General features: G+C 60.9%; 15 protein-coding genes. 9 read left to right on the top strand and 6 right to left on the bottom strand.

The features are described from left to right. Positions 1 to 2 precede the first annotated feature (2 nt). The 3 genes from FHT84_RS03815 to parE all read right to left on the bottom strand — a co-directional run bounded on the left by FHT84_RS03815 (position 3) and on the right by parE (position 4,678). Positions 3 to 1,181 carry an AI-2E family transporter gene (locus tag FHT84_RS03815; RefSeq protein ID WP_112343102.1) on the bottom strand — a complete coding sequence of 393 codons (1,179 nt, stop codon included), beginning with the start codon at positions 1,179 to 1,181 and terminating at the stop codon, positions 3 to 5. Positions 1,182 to 1,330: 149 nt separating this feature from the next. Then, a complete protein-coding gene (locus tag FHT84_RS03810; protein WP_112343175.1) occupies positions 1,331 to 2,461 on the bottom strand; it encodes an esterase-like activity of phytase family protein in 1,131 nt (376 codons plus the stop codon). A 153-nt stretch (positions 2,462 to 2,614) separates the two neighbouring features. Next, entirely contained in the window at positions 2,615 to 4,678 is a 2,064-nt protein-coding gene (gene parE / locus FHT84_RS03805) for a DNA topoisomerase IV subunit B (protein WP_112343101.1), read from the bottom strand. 205 nt (positions 4,679 to 4,883) lie between these two features. On the opposite strand from parE, the gene FHT84_RS03800 reads away from it, so the two are divergent. The 4 genes from FHT84_RS03800 (at position 4,884) to FHT84_RS03785 (ending at position 9,100) form a co-directional block, all read left to right on the top strand. Then, positions 4,884 to 5,780 (top strand): alpha/beta hydrolase, encoded by an 897-nt coding sequence (locus FHT84_RS03800; RefSeq protein ID WP_112343100.1) that lies wholly within the window; start codon positions 4,884 to 4,886, stop codon positions 5,778 to 5,780. 136 nt (positions 5,781 to 5,916) lie between these two features. After that, positions 5,917 to 6,687 (top strand): triose-phosphate isomerase, encoded by a 771-nt coding sequence (gene tpiA / locus FHT84_RS03795; protein WP_112343099.1) that lies wholly within the window; start codon positions 5,917 to 5,919, stop codon positions 6,685 to 6,687. Positions 6,688 to 6,800: 113 nt separating this feature from the next. Next, positions 6,801 to 7,328: a preprotein translocase subunit SecG gene (gene secG, locus FHT84_RS03790; protein WP_112343098.1), complete on the top strand. Its 528-nt coding sequence runs from the start codon at positions 6,801 to 6,803 to the stop codon at positions 7,326 to 7,328. A 143-nt stretch (positions 7,329 to 7,471) separates the two neighbouring features. Continuing rightward, on the top strand, positions 7,472 to 9,100 hold the full coding sequence (locus FHT84_RS03785) for a CTP synthase (RefSeq protein WP_112343097.1): 1,629 nt from the start codon (positions 7,472 to 7,474) through the stop codon (positions 9,098 to 9,100). On the opposite strand, the gene ftrA is transcribed toward FHT84_RS03785, so the two are convergent. Then, positions 9,063 to 10,100, bottom strand: coding sequence for a transcriptional regulator FtrA (gene ftrA / locus FHT84_RS03780; protein WP_112343096.1), 1,038 nt, complete (start codon positions 10,098 to 10,100; stop codon positions 9,063 to 9,065). The genes FHT84_RS03785 and ftrA overlap by 38 nt on opposite strands. 65 nt (positions 10,101 to 10,165) lie before the next feature. Here ftrA and FHT84_RS03775 point away from each other — a divergent pair, with 65 nt between their 5' ends. The 4 genes from FHT84_RS03775 (at position 10,166) to FHT84_RS03760 (ending at position 14,240) form a co-directional block, all read left to right on the top strand. After that, complete coding sequence (locus FHT84_RS03775) at positions 10,166 to 10,558, top strand: rhodanese-like domain-containing protein (RefSeq protein ID WP_112343095.1); 393 nt, start codon at positions 10,166 to 10,168, stop codon at positions 10,556 to 10,558. A 141-nt stretch (positions 10,559 to 10,699) separates the two neighbouring features. Further along, positions 10,700 to 11,749 carry a HoxN/HupN/NixA family nickel/cobalt transporter gene (locus FHT84_RS03770; protein WP_112343094.1) on the top strand — a complete coding sequence of 350 codons (1,050 nt, stop codon included), beginning with the start codon at positions 10,700 to 10,702 and terminating at the stop codon, positions 11,747 to 11,749. Positions 11,750 to 11,834: 85 nt separating this feature from the next. Further along, positions 11,835 to 12,368 (top strand): FecR domain-containing protein, encoded by a 534-nt coding sequence (locus tag FHT84_RS03765; RefSeq protein ID WP_112343093.1) that lies wholly within the window; start codon positions 11,835 to 11,837, stop codon positions 12,366 to 12,368. A gap of 12 nt (positions 12,369 to 12,380) precedes the next feature. Then, positions 12,381 to 14,240, top strand: coding sequence for an adenylate/guanylate cyclase domain-containing protein (locus tag FHT84_RS03760; RefSeq protein ID WP_112343092.1), 1,860 nt, complete (start codon positions 12,381 to 12,383; stop codon positions 14,238 to 14,240). 26 nt (positions 14,241 to 14,266) lie between these two features. On the opposite strand, the gene FHT84_RS03755 is transcribed toward FHT84_RS03760, so the two are convergent. Next, complete coding sequence (locus FHT84_RS03755; protein ID WP_112343091.1) at positions 14,267 to 14,866, bottom strand: LysE family translocator; 600 nt, start codon at positions 14,864 to 14,866, stop codon at positions 14,267 to 14,269. Between the two features lie 115 nt (positions 14,867 to 14,981). On the opposite strand from FHT84_RS03755, the gene FHT84_RS03750 reads away from it, so the two are divergent. After that, positions 14,982 to 15,857 carry a LysR family transcriptional regulator gene (locus tag FHT84_RS03750; protein WP_113249968.1) on the top strand — a complete coding sequence of 292 codons (876 nt, stop codon included), beginning with the start codon at positions 14,982 to 14,984 and terminating at the stop codon, positions 15,855 to 15,857. 16 nt (positions 15,858 to 15,873) lie between these two features. On the opposite strand, the gene FHT84_RS03745 is transcribed toward FHT84_RS03750, so the two are convergent. Next, the gene (locus tag FHT84_RS03745; protein WP_112343090.1) at positions 15,874 to 16,962 is read right to left on the bottom strand and encodes a citrate synthase/methylcitrate synthase; all 1,089 of its coding nucleotides are present in this window, start codon (positions 16,960 to 16,962) and stop codon (positions 15,874 to 15,876) included. Between the last annotated feature and the right edge of the window lie 101 nt (positions 16,963 to 17,063).

Genomic DNA, 17,063 nt, shown 5'->3' with positions numbered 1-17,063 from the left:
AGTCAGCGTTCGGCGGCATCCCGAACATGGAGCTGCAATTCCGGTTCCTGAGCTTGCTGCTCTTCGGTCAGTTCGGCTTCGCGGATCCATTCGCGCCAGATCGCGACGATGATCGCCATCAGGACCGGCCCGATGAAGAGACCGAGAAAGCCCATGGTTTTCACGCCGCCGACGAGACCGAAGAAGGTCGGCAGGAAAGGCAGCTTGATCGGGCCGCCGACAAGCTTCGGGCGAAGCGTCTTGTCAACGATGAAGAGCTCGATCGTACCCCAGAGGAAGAGGGCAATGCCTGCCCAAAGCGAGCCGCTCGCGACGAGATAGATCGAGACGAGCGACATTGAAAGCGGAGCGCCACCCGGCACCAGGGCCATGACACCCGTGAGGACGCCGAGCGTGATGGCGGACGGTGCGCCGGCGATCCAATAGGCGACGCCAAGAACGATACCTTCGCCAATGGCAATCAGCGTCATGCCCATGACGGTCGAGCTGATGGTCGCGGGAACAACCCGGGAAATGCGTTCCCAGCGGTTGGGCAGGATGCGTTCGCCGAGCAGATCGACTTGCCGAACGAAGGTCGCGCCGTCGCGATAGATGAAGAACAAGGCGATCAGCATGAACAGCAAGGTCAGGATGACGTGGAACGCCCCGCCGCCGGCCGCGAGCACCGCGCGGTAGATATTGCCGATGTGAGCGCCGCTTACGAGCTGCGCCAGTTCGCCGAGCGAGCCAGGGCTGCCGACATATTGCGTCCATTGCTCGCCGAGCCACGAACCTACGACAGGCAGAGCCAGAATCCATTGCGGCGGCGGCGCGCCATCTCGGTTGACGTGCACGGCCCAGCCGAACCATTCACGTACCTCGCCGGCCATATAAATGGCCGAGAGGACAATTGGTAGCACGAGAAAAGTTACGATGAACGCAAGCGCGATGGTCGCCGCAAGCGTCGTGTTTCCGCCCGTGCGGCGCACGACATCGCTGTAAAGCGGCCATGTGGCGAAGCCGATGACAGCCGCGGCCAGGACTGGAACGAGGAAGCCATAGAAGAAATAAATGCCGGCGACAGCGATCAGGATCAGCAGCCAGCGCGCAGCGGAGATGGATGGTATCAAAGGCATGCGCGCGTGCGCACTCGACCCCAGCCACCGGTGTTCCTTCGGCTTATGACGTTCAAATACACCCACCGGACTTACTTCGCCCCTTTTACTAGATCACCCGGTTATGGGGTATGATCTTGGCTGTTTCAAGAGCAACAGCCGGAAAGCCTCTTTATTATGCGGCCATGACATTAGCACGACGGGCAAGCGAGTGGCGCGCGGCCGAAGGCACGGTATTACGAGGGGCGGCGGATTACCTTGAACGCGAAAAACTGCGTCTTTTGCGTCGAATTGAAATTGCTGTCCGCTACGAAGATCAGCACGTCGCTGCCGTCCCTGGATTTGCCGAGGGTAACGCCTTCGATATTGTCGGGAGCAAGACCGAGCGCACGCAAATCCATGATCTCCGTCTTGCGCACCGGCACGATCCGCTGATCGGTTGCCATGAGCGACGGGATGTTCGCAACATCAGTGGCGCCGTCGAGATCGAACATGTTGATGACAACCGAGTTGCCGACGCCCTGCGCATAGCCGCGCTCGACCGAGAGCAGATGATGATCGTCGAGCGCCAGGATCTCGGACAGGCCGAAGTCGTTCCAGCCACTCGCCATCGAGGGTGCCTGCGGAATCGGCGAGACCGGATAAACATATTGCGCCTTCTGCTCGCCCGTCGCGGTGTCATACCGAATGATGCGTGCGAGCGCGCCGTTGGTCAGCGTCGTGATCGGCCCATCCTGATAAAGCGCAGATTCGGTGGTGACGAGAAGGTCGCCGCCTGAAAGGAAGGTCAGGCCTTCAAACGCCAGATTGTCGCGAATACCCGTATGCTTGTCGGCCGCCGGGGCAAAACCATCGGGCAATGAAAACTCGCGGACGAAGCTGCCGTCGCGATTGGCGACGCGCACGAAAGGCGGCAGCAGTGCCTTGCCGTCGCCCTCGCTACTCCAATAAATGCCATCCTTGCCCAGGCGGATGGATTCGCCGTCAACCTTCCTAAGAGCAAAAGGCTGGCCATCCTTGTCCTTTAGCGTGACATGATCGACCACCGTCACGCTCTTCAGGCCGCCGGCTTCGATATCGATGTCGAGATCATAAAAACGGGCAGGCGCCTTTTCGGAGCGGTCGTCGCTGATTGCGATATAGCGGCCGGTAGCGGGATCGAAGTCGATGCCCGACAGGCCGCCGACTTCCACACCGTTTTCCATGAATCCCGTCGCAATATCGTAATTGCCGAGATAGGAAAGGCCGATGCCGGCCCTGCAGTCGCCGAAGGGGCAGGGCACGTCGATCGTCGTGCCGATATCGAGCGCATGGGCGGCATGGCTGAAGAGGAGAACGGCGGCTGCCGTCAGAAATGGCTTCAACATGGCGAAATCGTCAATCTGAATGATGAAATGGCGGCATTCAAGGCAATGCCGCCATCTACACATCGATCCATGACGCTTTCGTAACGGATATCGGACAATCCGGTAAAATATCGCGAAGCCTGACGGCTTCAGCAATCGGCGGTCGGTTCGCCGTCAGATATCCAGATCCTCGGCAAAAGCGGCCCGTTCCTGAATGAAGCGGAAGCGCGCATCGGCCTTCGTACCCATCAGGTTGTCGACGGCATCGCGCGTGCCTTCGAAATCCACCTCGTCGATCTCGACACGCAGCAGGGTGCGCTTGGACGGATCCATCGTCGTTTCCTTGAGCTGCGCCGGCAGCATTTCGCCCAGACCTTTGAAGCGGCTGATCTCGACCTTGCCTTTGCCCTTGAATTCCGTCTCCATCAGCTCAAGACGATGGGCATCGTCACGCGCGTAGATGGATTTCGAGCCCTGCGTGATCTTGTAGAGCGGCGGCACGGCCAGGAAGAGATGCCCCTGCCGGATCAGCTCAGGCATCTCCTGATAGAAGAAAGTGATCAGCAGCGAGGCGATGTGTGCGCCGTCGACGTCGGCATCGGTCATGACGACGATGCGTTGATAGCGAAGATCTTCCTCGCGATATTTGGTGCGCGTGCCGCAGCCGAGCGCCTGCACGAGGTCGGCAATCTGCTGATTGGCGGACAGCTTCTCGCGGCCGGCACTCGCCACGTTGAGGATCTTGCCGCGCAGCGGCAGGATCGCCTGGTTGGTGCGGTTTCGCGCCTGCTTGGCCGAGCCACCTGCCGAATCGCCCTCGACCAGAAAGAGTTCCGCGCCTTCGGCAGCACTTTGCGAGCAATCCGCCAGCTTGCCGGGCAGGCGCAGCTTGCGCACGGCCGTCTTGCGGTTGACTTCCTTTTCCTTGCGGCGACGCAGGCGCTCCTCGGAACGCTCGATCACCCATTCCAGCAGCTTTTCGGCTTCGGCCGGATTATCGGCGAGATAGTGATCGAAGGGATCGCGCAGGGCGTTTTCGACGATGCGCTGGGCTTCGACCGTTGCGAGCTTGTCCTTTGTCTGGCCGACGAATTCCGGCTCGCGGATGAAGATCGACAGCATGCCGACGCCTGAAATCATCACGTCATCCGTCGTGATATTGGCGGCGCGCTTGTTTTGGGTGAGATCGGCGTAGCTCTTCAGGCCCTTGGTCAACGCGATGCGGAGGCCCGCTTCATGGGTGCCGCCTTCCGGGGTCGGAATCGTGTTGCAGTAGGAGTGGATTTGCGGGTCGCCGCCATACCAGGTGATCGCCCATTCGAGCGAGCCGTGGCCGCTTTCCTTCTCAGACTTACCGGCAAAAATCTCCCGGGTAACGGTGAACTCGTTGCCCATCGTCGCCTTGAGGTAGTCCTTCAGGCCGCCGGGGAAGTGGAAAACCGCCTTTTCCGGAACGTCGGCACCTTCCGGCGCCAGCTCAGGATCGCAAGCCCAGCGGATCTCGACGCCGCCGAACAGATAGGCCTTGGAGCGAGCCATGCGGAAGACGCGGGCCGGATCGAAGCGGGCGTGATCGCCGAAGATCTGCGGATCCGGATGAAAGCGGACGCGAGTGCCACGCCGGTTATGCACATCGCCCAGCTCTTCCAGGCCGCCGATCGGCAGGCCGCGCGAGAATCGCTGGCGATAGAGCTTGCGGTTACGAGCAACCTCGACTTCCAGATCATCCGACAGGGCGTTGACGACGGACACGCCGACGCCGTGCAGACCGCCCGAGGTCTCATACGCCTTGCCATCGAACTTACCGCCGGCATGCAGCTTCGTCATGATGACTTCGAGCGTCGACTTGCCGGGAACCTGCGGATGGTTTTCCACGGGAATGCCGCGGCCGTTATCCGTGACCGTCAGGTAGCCTTCCCGGTCGAGATAGACCTCGATGAAATTCGCATGGCCGGCCACAGCCTCGTCCATGGAGTTATCGATGACTTCGGCGAAGAGGTGGTGCAGCGCCTTTTCATCCGTGCCGCCGATATACATGCCGGGACGCATGCGAACGGGCTCGAGCCCTTCGAGAACGCGGATGGAGCTTGCGCCATATTCTTCCGACGACGAAGTTGCCGGGACCGCGCGCGGAGCCGGCGCTGCTGCGGGCTTTTCTGCCTTTGCGACGGTTTTTTCCGCCACTTCCGGTTTCGGCGAGCGGGGTAGTCCGGAGAAGAGATCGTTGCTGTTATCCATAGAACTTCAAGCTGCTAGATTTGTCCTGGTGGGGCCAGATCCCTTTATTGTCGCATTTATGACCGGTATTCGCGAATCACCGTGATTCTGCCAGAAACGGCGCACAAGAGCGATGGCGCCCCATGACGGGGCAGATTCATAGATGAGATTTGCGTTGCCGGGTGACGAATGGCAAGCCCGATGGCCGATCGGAGGAAGTATCCGCATGCGAATGTCCACAGCTCATTTGCCCATCCCGTCTGCAATTTCGGGCATTCTGCTTCTTGCGGCCGCCCAAGGCGCCTCCGCCGATATGCTGAAGCCCTTCAAGGACGAGCTGTTTTCCAACCAGACCGTCATCGAAAGCCACGACAACGGCGCTTTCCAGACGATCGATTACCAGGAAATGCTAGACATCAACGGCCGCGACCAGATTCCGGAAAAGCGCGTCAAGCCAGCCTATATCGACACCGGCGTGCGCTGGAAGGCGCAGGAAGACGAGACCTTGCAGCTCGGTGACCGCAAGGTCGACGTTACTCGTATCGGTCCGGCCTCGAAACAGGCCTTTACGGTCATTTTCATTCACGGCCGCGGCGGCGATCGCCGGCTGGGTTCCAACGATTATACGTTCGGCGGCAACTTCAACCGGCTGAAAAACCTCGCCTATCGCAACGGCGGCACCTATTATGCCCCGAGCGTGAAAGGTTTCGACAGCAATGGCGTTGCCGATGTCGCCGCGCTGATCCGCTATTCCTTTGAGCAGTCGGGCGGCAAGCCCGTCATCCTGACCTGCGCCTCCATGGGCAGCTTCGTCTGCTGGGGCATCACCCGCGATGCCGAAAGCGTCAAGCGCCTGAAGGGCATGGCGATCTTGAGCGGGGTCACAGACCCTGATTTCACCAAGAGCGCCTTCTACAAGGCAAAGCTGCCGCTTTGGTTCACGCATGGCAGCAAGGACCCCGTCTATGCGGCGGCGGACCAACAGGCATTGTTCGAGAAACTCTACAAGACCCATTATCCGACGCGCTTCACGCTTTTCGAAACCGGGAACCACGGAACGCCCGTTCGCATGACCGATTGGCGCAAGGTGCTCAACTGGATCGTCGATCCGCAGGCATCCTAAAATGCTCAGGCATCGGATTATTTTCCGGATAAGCATTTTTCAAACGATTTTAACTGGTTCCGCCCCTGTTCGATAACTTTCCTTTCCTCCCCCTTTTTGTTAGTCCGACTGATGAAATAAGGGGGAGACACTCGGAATGACGAAGACCATACGGCCGCTTCTAGCCGGAAACTGGAAGATGAACGGCACGCGTGCGAGCCTCGATCAGATCAAGGCAATCGCGGATGGCGTCAAGGCGCCGCTGTCGGAGAAAATCGATACGCTGCTCTGCCCCCCCGCCACATTGCTCTATGTCGCGACCGCACTTTGCGACGACAGTCCACTTGCGATCGGCGCGCAGGATTGCCACCAACTGGTCAGCGGTGCGCATACCGGTGATATTTCGGCGGAAATGATCGCGGACTGCTTCGGCACCCATGTGATCGTCGGCCATTCCGAGCGCCGCAGAAACCATGCGGAAAGCGACATGCTGGTGCGCGCCAAGGCGCAGGCGGCGCATGATGCGGGGCTCATCGCCATTATCTGCATTGGCGAGACCGCCGACGAGCGAAATAACGGCCGGACGCTCGATGTGCTGAAGCGGCAACTCATCGGTTCCGTCCCGGACGGCTCGACGGCGGCGGCGACGGTAATCGCCTATGAGCCGGTCTGGGCGATCGGCACCGGTGTCGTTCCGACCCGGGAAAACGTCGAGGAGGCGCATGCTTTCATCCGCGCCGAGCTTATCGAACGCTTCGGCAGGGAAGGCGCGAACATGCGAATCCTCTATGGCGGATCGGTCAGCGGTGCGAATGCGCGTGATCTCCTGGACATTCCCCATGTCAACGGCGTTCTTGTCGGCGGGCAGAGCTTGAAAGCGGTCGACTTCCTCGCCATTTATGCCGCATTCGAACGGCAGTTCGCCTGAAGCAACAACTTGCCCGGTATTCCAGCCTTAAAGGGGCTTGGAATAGGCGAGAGCCTCATGTAAAGAGCCGCAAGCTTTTCTTTTTGATGCCCGCACCGGGCAGGACTGGACCTATGCAAACCGTACTGCTTGTCATCTATCTCATGATCGTCGTCGCCCTTATCGGTGTTGTGCTGATTCAGCGCTCCGAAGGTGGCGGCCTCGGCATAGGCGGCGGATCGGGCTTCATGTCTGCGCGCGGTACGGCCAATGCGCTGACGCGCACCACGGCCATTCTGGCTGCACTGTTCTTCGCGCTCGCGCTCGGCATGAACGTGCTGTCGCGTTTCGAAGCGCGCCCGACCGACATTCTCAACCGCATTCCGAGCACGGCGGGCCAGGGCAACGGCATTCTTGATTCGCTCGGCGGGCAGAAGAGCCCGGCGCCGGCGACCACCCAGCCGAAGCCAGCCGACAATAGCGGCGTTCCGAACAGCGGCGCAGTCGCTCCGCAGTCGCAGGCGACGCCGCCTTCAACGACGAGCCAGCCCGCCGCTACGGCGCCTGCTCAGCAGGCACCGGCCGCGACCGGTCAGCAGACCGCGCCGGCAACGACGACTCCTGCGCCGGCCGACAACGGCGGCGTTCCGACCGGCAAGTAATTCCGGTCGCCGAAGATCATCCCCGGCAGGTCCTTGGATCTGCCGGTTTTGTTTTGTCCATATTCCGCGTTCTGTAGCCAAAATTCCGGAAACGAATTTTAGGGCTAGCGGAATCATTTGTGAAAAGGTATCCGGTGACTCCCATGGCGCGATATGTATTCATCACTGGCGGCGTGGTTTCTTCCCTCGGAAAAGGAATTGCGGCTGCGGCTCTCGGAGCGTTGTTGCAGGCTCGTGGTTATCGAGTCCGCCTGCGCAAACTCGACCCCTATCTGAACGTGGATCCGGGCACGATGAGCCCGACCCAGCACGGCGAGGTCTTCGTCACCGATGACGGTGCGGAAACCGACCTCGATCTCGGCCACTACGAGCGCTTCACCGGCCGCTCGGCCACCAAGACCGACAACATCACCACCGGTCGCATCTACAAGAACATCATCGACAAGGAACGTCGTGGCGACTATCTGGGCGCAACCGTCCAGGTCATCCCGCACGTCACCAACGAGATCAAGGATTTCGTGACCGAGGGCAATGACGAGTATGATTTCGTCATCTGCGAGATCGGCGGTACCGTCGGCGACATCGAAGCCATGCCTTTCATGGAAGCGATCCGTCAGCTCGGCAACGACCTGCCGCGCGGCACGGCGATCTACGTTCATCTGACGCTGATGCCCTACATTCCGGCCGCCGGCGAGCTGAAGACCAAGCCGACGCAGCATTCCGTCAAGGAACTGCAGGCTCTCGGTATTCACCCGGACATTCTGCTTGTGCGTGCGGATCGCGAGATCCCGGAAGCAGAACGCCGCAAGCTTTCGCTGTTCTGCAACGTCCGTCCGTCCGCGGTTATCCAGGCACTCGACGTCGCCAACATCTACGACGTGCCGATGGCCTATCACAAGGAAGGCCTCGACGACGAAGTGCTGGCCGCTTTCGGCATCGAGCCGGCTCCGAAGCCGCGTCTCGACCAGTGGGAAGAAGTCTGTAACCGTATCCGCACGCCGGAAGGCGAGGTGACCATTGCCATCGTCGGCAAATATACCGGGCTCAAGGATGCCTATAAGTCGCTGATCGAGGCGCTTCATCACGGCGGCATCGCCAATCGGGTCAAGGTCAAGCTCGAATGGATCGAATCCGAGGTCTTCGAAAAGGAAGATCCGGCACCTTATCTCGAGAAGGTTCACGGCATCCTCGTGCCTGGCGGCTTCGGCGAGCGCGGTTCGGAAGGCAAGATCCTGGCAGCCCGTTTCGCGCGCGAGCGCAAGGTGCCGTATTTCGGCATCTGCTTCGGCATGCAGATGGCCGTCATCGAAGCGGCTCGCAATCTGGCCGGTGTCGAACATGCTTCGTCGACCGAGTTCGGCCCGACCAAGGAGCCGGTCGTCGGCCTGATGACGGAATGGCTGAAGGGCAACGAGTTGCAGAAGCGCACGGCATCCGGCGATCTCGGCGGCACGATGCGTCTCGGCGCCTACAAGGCGGCCCTGAAGAAGGGCACCAAGATTTCGGAAATCTACGGTTCCACCGATATTTCGGAGCGCCATCGTCACCGCTACGAGGTCAATGTCGATTACAAGGACAAGCTCGAAGAATGCGGCTTGACCTTCTCCGGCATGTCACCGGATGGCGTGCTGCCGGAAACGATCGAATATGCGGATCACCCGTGGTTCATCGGCGTCCAGTATCACCCGGAACTGAAGTCGCGCCCGCTGGAACCGCATCCGCTGTTCTCGAGCTTCATCGAAGCGGCAACGGAACAGAGCCGCCTGGTTTAAGAACGGCAAATCGCTTGCGGTAGTCGCTCGGGCTGACCGCAAGCCTCTCCCGAAAATGATGGCGCATGGTGGCGAGCGATCCAAATCCGCTCGCCACCGCCACATCGTCAAGCGAAATGGCGATCTGCCTTTCGAGGAGATCGCGGGCGCACCGCAGCCGTTCGCTGAGCAGCCATTCGCCCGGCGACATGCCGGTGGTCGCCTCGAAGCGGCGCTGGAAAGTCCGCACGCTCATGCCGGCCCGCGCTGCAAGCGCAGCAATGGACTGCTCTTCCTGCAAACGCTCCCGCATCCATTCAAGCAGCGGCCCCAGACGCGCTCCTTCCCGCTGCTTGAGAACCGGGGTCTCGATGTATTGCGCCTGGCCGCCCTCGCGATGCGGCGGCACTACGAGCCGGCGCGCGACGCTGTTGGCGATATCGGGCCCGAAATCCCGGCGCACGACATGCAGGCAAAGGTCGATGGCAGCGGCGCTGCCGGCGGCTGTCAGGACGCTGTCTTCGTCAACGTAAAGGACGTCGGCATCCACTGATATGTCCGGATAGCGCGCGGCAATGGAATCGACATAGCGCCAATGCGTCGTCGCCTTGCGGCCGGCGAGCAATCCGGCGGCCGCAAGGACCGCCACGCCCGAGCACAACGACATGATGCGCACGCCACGGCGGCTGGCCGCTTGCAGTTCGGCGATCAGCGGGGCAGGGACAGACGTCCCGATCCCGCGCCAACCCGGCACGACGATCAGATCGGCATCGGCAAGAACCTCGAGCCCATGATCGACCTGCACTGTCAGCCCGCCGGCGGCGCGAAGCGGACCGCCTTCGATCGCACAGGCGGAAAAGCGATACCAGTGATCGCCCATCTCGGGCCGTGGCAGGCCGAAGATTTCATAGGCGACGCCGAATTCGAACGTGCACAGCCCGTCATAGACGAGGGTGACGACATGCGGACCGTGAAGATTGGGATTATCCGAGTTTGGCATGATGTTGACGCTATATGGCATTTCGGCCAATTTCAACTGCGAGATCACTCAGGCATGAATGCACCGAACCCAAGAAGGAGCGTTCCATGTCCCTAGTCAATGAAATCCCCGCAGCAGTCCCGAGCCTTGTCGCAGAACACTATGCCCGCAGGCTTGCCTTCGAGACCGATTGCTCCGATGTGCGCCAGGCAATGACATCGGGAAATGTGGATTTCGTCCTACTCGATGTTCGCGGTCCCACCATGTTCCAGGAGCAACATATCCCCGGCGCGATCAATCTGCCGCATGGCAAGATGACCGCGCGGAAGATGGCGGAATGGCCTGAGGATACGCTGTTTGTCGTCTATTGCGCCGGGCCGCATTGCAACGGCACCGACAAGGCGGCTTGGCGCCTCGGCTCGCTGGGCAGGCGCGTGAAGGTCATGATCGGCGGCATGACGGGATGGGCCGACGAGGGATACCCGTTCGAGAGAGGCTAATCAGGTGCGGAGCAGATCCGGTTGCGACGGGTTTGCTCATTTTTGTGACACTGCGAAAAACTTCGGCACCTACGTCATTTGACTATCGCGTCGCTTCCCGTTCCGTGACACTGTGCGAGTAAGCATAACGGGAAGAAAAGTATGATCCTCAATCCATTTGACGATCGGGCGGAAAGACCGAGAGCCAAGATCGCTTTCACTTTTGCGCTGTTGATCGCGTTCAATATCGCTGCGTGGATTTGGGCCTGGGCCGCTTTCGCCGACAGGCCTTCACTGCTGGGCATTGCGCTTCTTGCCTATATGTTCGGGCTTCGCCACGCCTTCGATGCCGATCATATCGCCGCGATCGACAATGTCGTGCGCAAGCTCGTTCAGGAAAAGAAGCAGCCCTATGCGGTCGGCTTCTTCTTTTCTCTCGGCCATTCCTCGATCGTCGTGATAGCCTCGATCCTGATCGCCGCGACGGCGGCCGCCATGCAGAGCCAGCTCGATTCCTTCCACGACATGGGGGGCGTCATCGGGACGACGGTTTCGGCGGTGTTCCTGCTTCTGATCGGCGTTGCCAATCTGTTTGTCCTCAAAGGCGTGTGGTCCGCCTTCAGGCGGGCACAGAGAGGCGAGAGGATCGCGGACGAGGATCTCGATACGCTGCTTGCCGGCGGCGGCTTTCTGGCGCGCATCTTCCGGCCGATGTTCAAGGTCGTGACCCGCTCATGGCACATGTATCCGATCGGCTTTCTTTTCGGCCTCGGCTTCGATACCGCGACGGAAATCGGGCTTCTCGGCATTTCCGCCGCTCAAGCTGCGCAGGGCATGTCCTTCTGGACCATCCTCGTCTTCCCGGCACTCTTCACCGCCGGCATGTCGCTGATGGATACGCTCGACAGCACGCTAATGACCGGTGCCTATGGATGGGCTTCCGTCAAGCCGGTGCGCAAGCTCTGGTACAATCTGACAATCACGGCAGCCTCGGTCGTCGTCGCCATCTTTATCGGCGGCATCGAAGCGCTGGGGCTGATTTCCGACAAGCTCGGCCTCGAAGGCGGCTTCTGGAGCTTCATCGGCGAACTCAATGACAATCTTGCCAATTTCGGTGTCGCCGTCGTCGGCATTTTCCTGCTGAGCTGGCTGATTTCGAGCGTGCTCTACAAAGCCAGAGGCTACGACAACTTGCAGATCAATCGCCCATGACGCATCATCGTCCCAGGGATCGGGCATACCCTGACTGGAAATCGCCGTCCGCGGCTCCAGTTATAGGCGATGAGGGGCCACAATCATGATCCAAGCAAACAATATTCGTAGTCTGGCGCTGGCGGCAGGTACATTGTGCATCATCGGTGCCGGCGCCGCTTCCGCGCAAGCCGTCGCGAATTGTCCGTTGCGGCCCACGGTCAGCGCCGTGCGCCAGACGCTGAATTGCGCCGCTGGGCTTAGCATTACTGTCGAGCGCGGCGCGCACTACCGGCTTGCGGACCGGAACCATGACGGCAGTGTGGATGCTCTTGTGCTCGACGGCAAGGCAGCGCTGATCGATGTGGATGCCAGCCGCATTCAGGGTGGATTCGAAGTGGTGACGCCACAGGCAATCGCTGCCGTGCGCGGCACACGATGGGCCGTTGACGTGAAACGGAGCAACACATCCGTACTTGTCTTGCGCGGCCGTGTCGCGGTCAACAAGGTATCGACCGGGCAGGGGGTCACGCTCGGCAAAGGGCAAGGCGTCGATGTCGACCGCAGCCGCTCCGCATTGCGCGTCACCCAATGGCGACAACCGCGCATAAACGCTTTGATGGCCCGCCTCGGCCAGTGAGATCGCGACGCCATGCGCCGACCACCGCTGCAGACGCTGATTGCGCTTCTCTTGACTGCCGTCTGGGGATTGGGTCTTGGCATCGCGCATCTTCGCGGTGACATCCCCTTTGTCGACGGCGCCGAGGCGACGCTCACGAACCTCCGCAATACGCTTGGCGGCAGCCATCAACCACCCGATCTCGTCACGATCGTAGCCATCGATGACGACACGTCGCGTCTGGCGGGGCACTATCCGCTGCCGCGCGCCACGCTCGCCAAAATCATCGACGCCATTGCCGCGTTGGGGCCAAAAGCCATCGGTCTCGACTTGCTTCTGCTCGATTCCGGCGATGAGGCCGGCGATGCGGCATTGGAGCAATCGCTGAAGCGAACCAAAGTCGTGCTGGCTGCAGCCGGCATTTTCCCGGAAAGCCGACAGCGTGTCGTTGACGACAGCAGGGAACCTCTTGCCCGTGTGCCGAGTGCGCTGCAATTCCTCGAACCGCAGCAGCGGTTTGCCGAAGCCGCAAGCTACGGCGTCGTCAATGTCCAGACCGACAAGACTGGAACGCCGCGTTTTGTTCCGATGCTGTTTCGCAGCGGCGAGCGGATCGAGCCGTCCTTTTCGCTGCGCGTCGTTTCCGCTGCAACCGATGAGCAGACAACCGTCATCTCCGATCGCATCAAGATCGGTGACCGATCCATCCAGACCGATACCGGCTATCTCCTGCCACTCGCTTTCTACGGGCCGCGCGGCACGATCCGCACCATCAGCGCCAGCGCGGCGCTCAACGGTCAATTGCCGGAAGCCGCGGTCAGGGATCATATCGTCGTCATCGGCGCAACCGTCACCGGTGGCGGCGATGTCTTTCCAACGCCCTTCGATCCCGTCCTGCCGGGTGTCGAGGTTATCTCCACCTCGATCACACATCTGATTGCCGGAGACGGCTTGGTGCGCGACCGCAACATTCGCTTCATCGATCTCTATTTCGCCATCGGTTTGCCGCTGCTTGTTGTTGGCCTTCTCTCCTGGCAGCGCAGTACTATCGGGCTGATAACAGTCCTCGGCGTCGTGCTCATCTGGTTCGCAGTCAATGTCAGCGCCTTCAAGCACGGGATCTGGCTGAGTGCCGCCCTGCCGATTACCGCGACCGTGCCGCCGGCGCTGCTGTTCGGCGCGGCACAGCTTTGGTTCGACCGCAGGCGGGCAACGCGCTTCGCCGAGCAAAGCGAGCTGCTGCAGCGCATCGAGGCGCCCGGCCTCGCCGAGCATCTCGCCCGTGATCCCGATTTCCTCGCAAGCCCGGTGCATCAGCAAGCTGCCGTGGTTTTCATCGATATCAATGGTTTCACGGGTCTCAGCGAAACGGTCGGCCCAGCTGCCGTTCGGGAACTGCTGAATGGCTTCTATAACCTCGTCGACGAGGAAGTGACTGCATGTGGCGGTGCCATCACCAGCTTCATGGGCGATGGAGCGATGATCCTTTTCGGCCTGCCGCAACCGAAGCCGAGCGATCCTGCCGATGCCGCGCACTGCTGCATTCGTTTGGCCGAGCGGATGAGAGGTTGGCTCTCGGCGCTGCCGGAGACGGTCGCGTCCCGCATCGGCTTCAAGATCGGCGCGCATTTCGGCACCATCGTCGCCTCGAGGCTCGGCGGTGGCGGACGCCAGCAGATCACTGCGACCGGCGACACGGTCAACATCGCCAGTCGTCTGATGGAGGTCGCGGTCGGTAATCGCGCCGAGATCGCCATCAGCGACGAGCTGCTGTTTTCCGCCGGCCGGGACAGCACTCCTTTCAGGGAAGGGAACCTCGACGGTCCGATCGAAGCAAGCCTGCGTGGCCGCGCCGGAACTTTGACCACATGGCTCTGGCGCAGCCGGCCGTGATCAAACCGGCCTCTGCCTATCAGATTTCATTCGTGCCACATGGGAATGATCGAGATCATCAAGAGGCAGGCGAGTGAGATATTGACCGCGCGCCACTGCCATGCGGTTTTCAGCAAACGCCCGAGCATTTGTCCGAGTAGACACCATACGGCGAGCGAGAAGGCGGCGATAAGGCAGAAGGTTCCGCCAAGCAGGATCGCGAGCCTGACAGGATTTTCCGCCAGCGCGGCGAAAGATGCGGCGGCACCCATGGTCATCGCCCAGCCCTTGGGATTATGCCAGAGCATCCAGAGACCTGCGACGAAGCCGGTAGGCCTCGCCATCTGCCCGGCCGCGCCTGGTGGGCCGCTCCTGCCAATGCGGATGGCAAGCCAGATCAGGTAAAGCGAACCGAGTGTCTTCATGCCGATCTGCAGCACCGGCAGCGCCAGCAATACCCCACCAAGGCCGGCGGCCGTCGCGCCAGCCATGGAGCCGAGACCGACGGCAAAACCGGCCATGACCGGTATCGACCGGCGAAAGCCAAAATGCGCGCCAGATGCGGTCGCAAGCGTCGTGGCGCCTCCCGGCGTTATGGTCGAAACCAATGCGAAGAGGATCAGCGGCAACAGGGTTTCGACAGTCATCTAGCCTTTTCCCGATTTTGAGACTTCTCGATTTTGAGAGGAGGGATAGAAGGATGGGCCTCATCAGGAAAACGAATATTGAAGGATCGCAGCATTAGCATTTATAATGCTGACCATGATCCGGAATTTCGACATAGCCCTCATCCGAACCTTCGCTGCCGTTGCCGACAAGGGCAGCATGACAGTTGCCGCCAATATGCTGCATATGACGCAGGGCGCCGTCAGCCAGCAGATCAAGCGCCTGGAGGACATGCTTGATTGGCCCCTGTTCGAGCGGGACAGGCGCGGATTGCGGCTGACGCAAGCGGGTGAACGATTGCTCGGCAATGCCCGCCGCCTGCTGGCTTTGAACGACGAGATCTGGGACGATATGACGGAGAGGAGCGTTCGCGGCAGCGTGCGGCTCGGCGTTCCCTATGATCTCGTGGGAGCAACGCTGGCACCGGTGCTGAAATCCTATGCCGAGCGCTATCCGCAGATCGAGATTTCGCTGGTCTGCGCCTCATCACCGGAACTGCTCGAAGAGTTGGGAAAGGGAACCGTCGATCTCTGTGTCGTGGAGGAACCATACGGAACGTCGCAGGGCGAATGCCTCGCCGTCGAGCGGCTTGTCTGGGTCGGCGCCAAGGCAGGCAGTGCCCATCGCAAGGTGCCGTTGCCGATCTCGATGGTGGCCGATACCTGTGCCTTCCGGTCATCAGTCTTTGCAGCACTCAGCAAGGATGGCCTGCGCTGGCGGACCGTTTTCGAGAATGGAAATATCGAGGCGACCACGGCGACGGTGCGCACGGATCTCGCGGTCACTGCCTGGCTCGCCTCCACCGTTCCGGCCGATCTCGATATCCTCACGGTCGACCAAGGGCTGCCAGAACTGCCGATCTTTGCGATCAACCTGCATTTGCCCAAGGTGAACGCAACGCCGCAGACGCTGGAGCTTGCTCGCCACATCCGCGAAGGCATGATGCGGCCGCGCCAATCCGCGGCCGCCTGAGCGCTTATCGGAACCGCTACGCCGCTTTCGGCAAGGGGCCGACATAGCGTGACTGCGGGCGGATCAGACGCCCGTCGAGCGTCTGTTCGCGCGCATGGGCGATCCAGCCGACTGTGCGGCCGATCGCGAAAACGCCGGTAAAGGAACTGCGCGGGAAGCCGAGCGCGTCAAGCAGCAGGGCGGTATAATATTCGACATTGACGTCCAAGGGCCGATCCGGCTTGCGTTCCTTCAGCAGTGCCAGTGCTGCCGCCTCGATGGCTTCGGCCAGGGCGATACGTCCGGCATCGGCCTGTCCGCTCGCAAAGATCGGCTTCAACGCCGCCTTCAGCGCATCGGCACGCGGATCGCGGACGCGATAGATGCGATGGCCGAAACCCATCAATCGCTCGCCATGATCGAGCGCCTGTGACAGCCATGCGCGGGCATTTTCAGGCTTGCCGACACCGTCGAGCATATCGAGAACCGGGCCGGGAGCGCCGCCATGCAGAGGACCTTTGAGGGCGCTGATCGCCGCAAGCACGGAGGAGGTGAGACCCGCATGGGTCGAGGCGATGACGCGCGCGGCGAAGGTCGATGCATTGAGGCCATGATCGGAAATCGTCACCAGATAGGCATCGAGACCCGCCGTCTGCTCTGCCGTCTGAACGCGGCCCGTCAACATGCGTAGGATATCGGCCGATTGGGAAAGCGATGCATCCGGCTGGATCGGCGCGTCGCCCTTCTGCAGCCGTAAGATTGCCGGCAGGAAGACGGCGGGCGCCGCCATCAGGCGGATCGCCGTTGCAAAATCCTCGCCGTCGCCGAGGCGTGCCAGCAAGGCACGCACGGCATCCACTGGCGGCAGCGCAAGGACGGCAGCATCGGCAGCCTCGACATGCGTGAAGAGAGCAGCGCGGGCCATGCCGAGCTGCGTCCGGATGGAGACTGCGTCGATATGCTCGTCGAACAGGCCGTCAAGCAACAGCGCCGCAACATCCTCGAAGCGGCTGGTCGCCACCAGATCATCGAGCGACACGCCACGGATGATCAGGCGACCGGCAGCGCCGTCGACGTCGGACAGCTTGGTTTCTGCGGCAATGACATCTTCAAGACCACTTTTCATTACGGTTCTCCAATGAAAGAACTCAAGGGGCAAAACACCAGCATTTGCGGGAATTTCCTTGGGTTCGGTTATGTTTTGACCGGCGTTTGCGCCGATCGGCT

The sequence above is a fragment of the Rhizobium sp. BK289 genome, assembly GCF_014193575.1.
Classification (GTDB): domain Bacteria; phylum Pseudomonadota; class Alphaproteobacteria; order Rhizobiales; family Rhizobiaceae; genus Rhizobium; species Rhizobium tropici_C.
The sequence above is the reverse complement of the archived record's forward strand: the minus strand, read 5'-3'. Positions and strand labels throughout refer to the sequence as shown.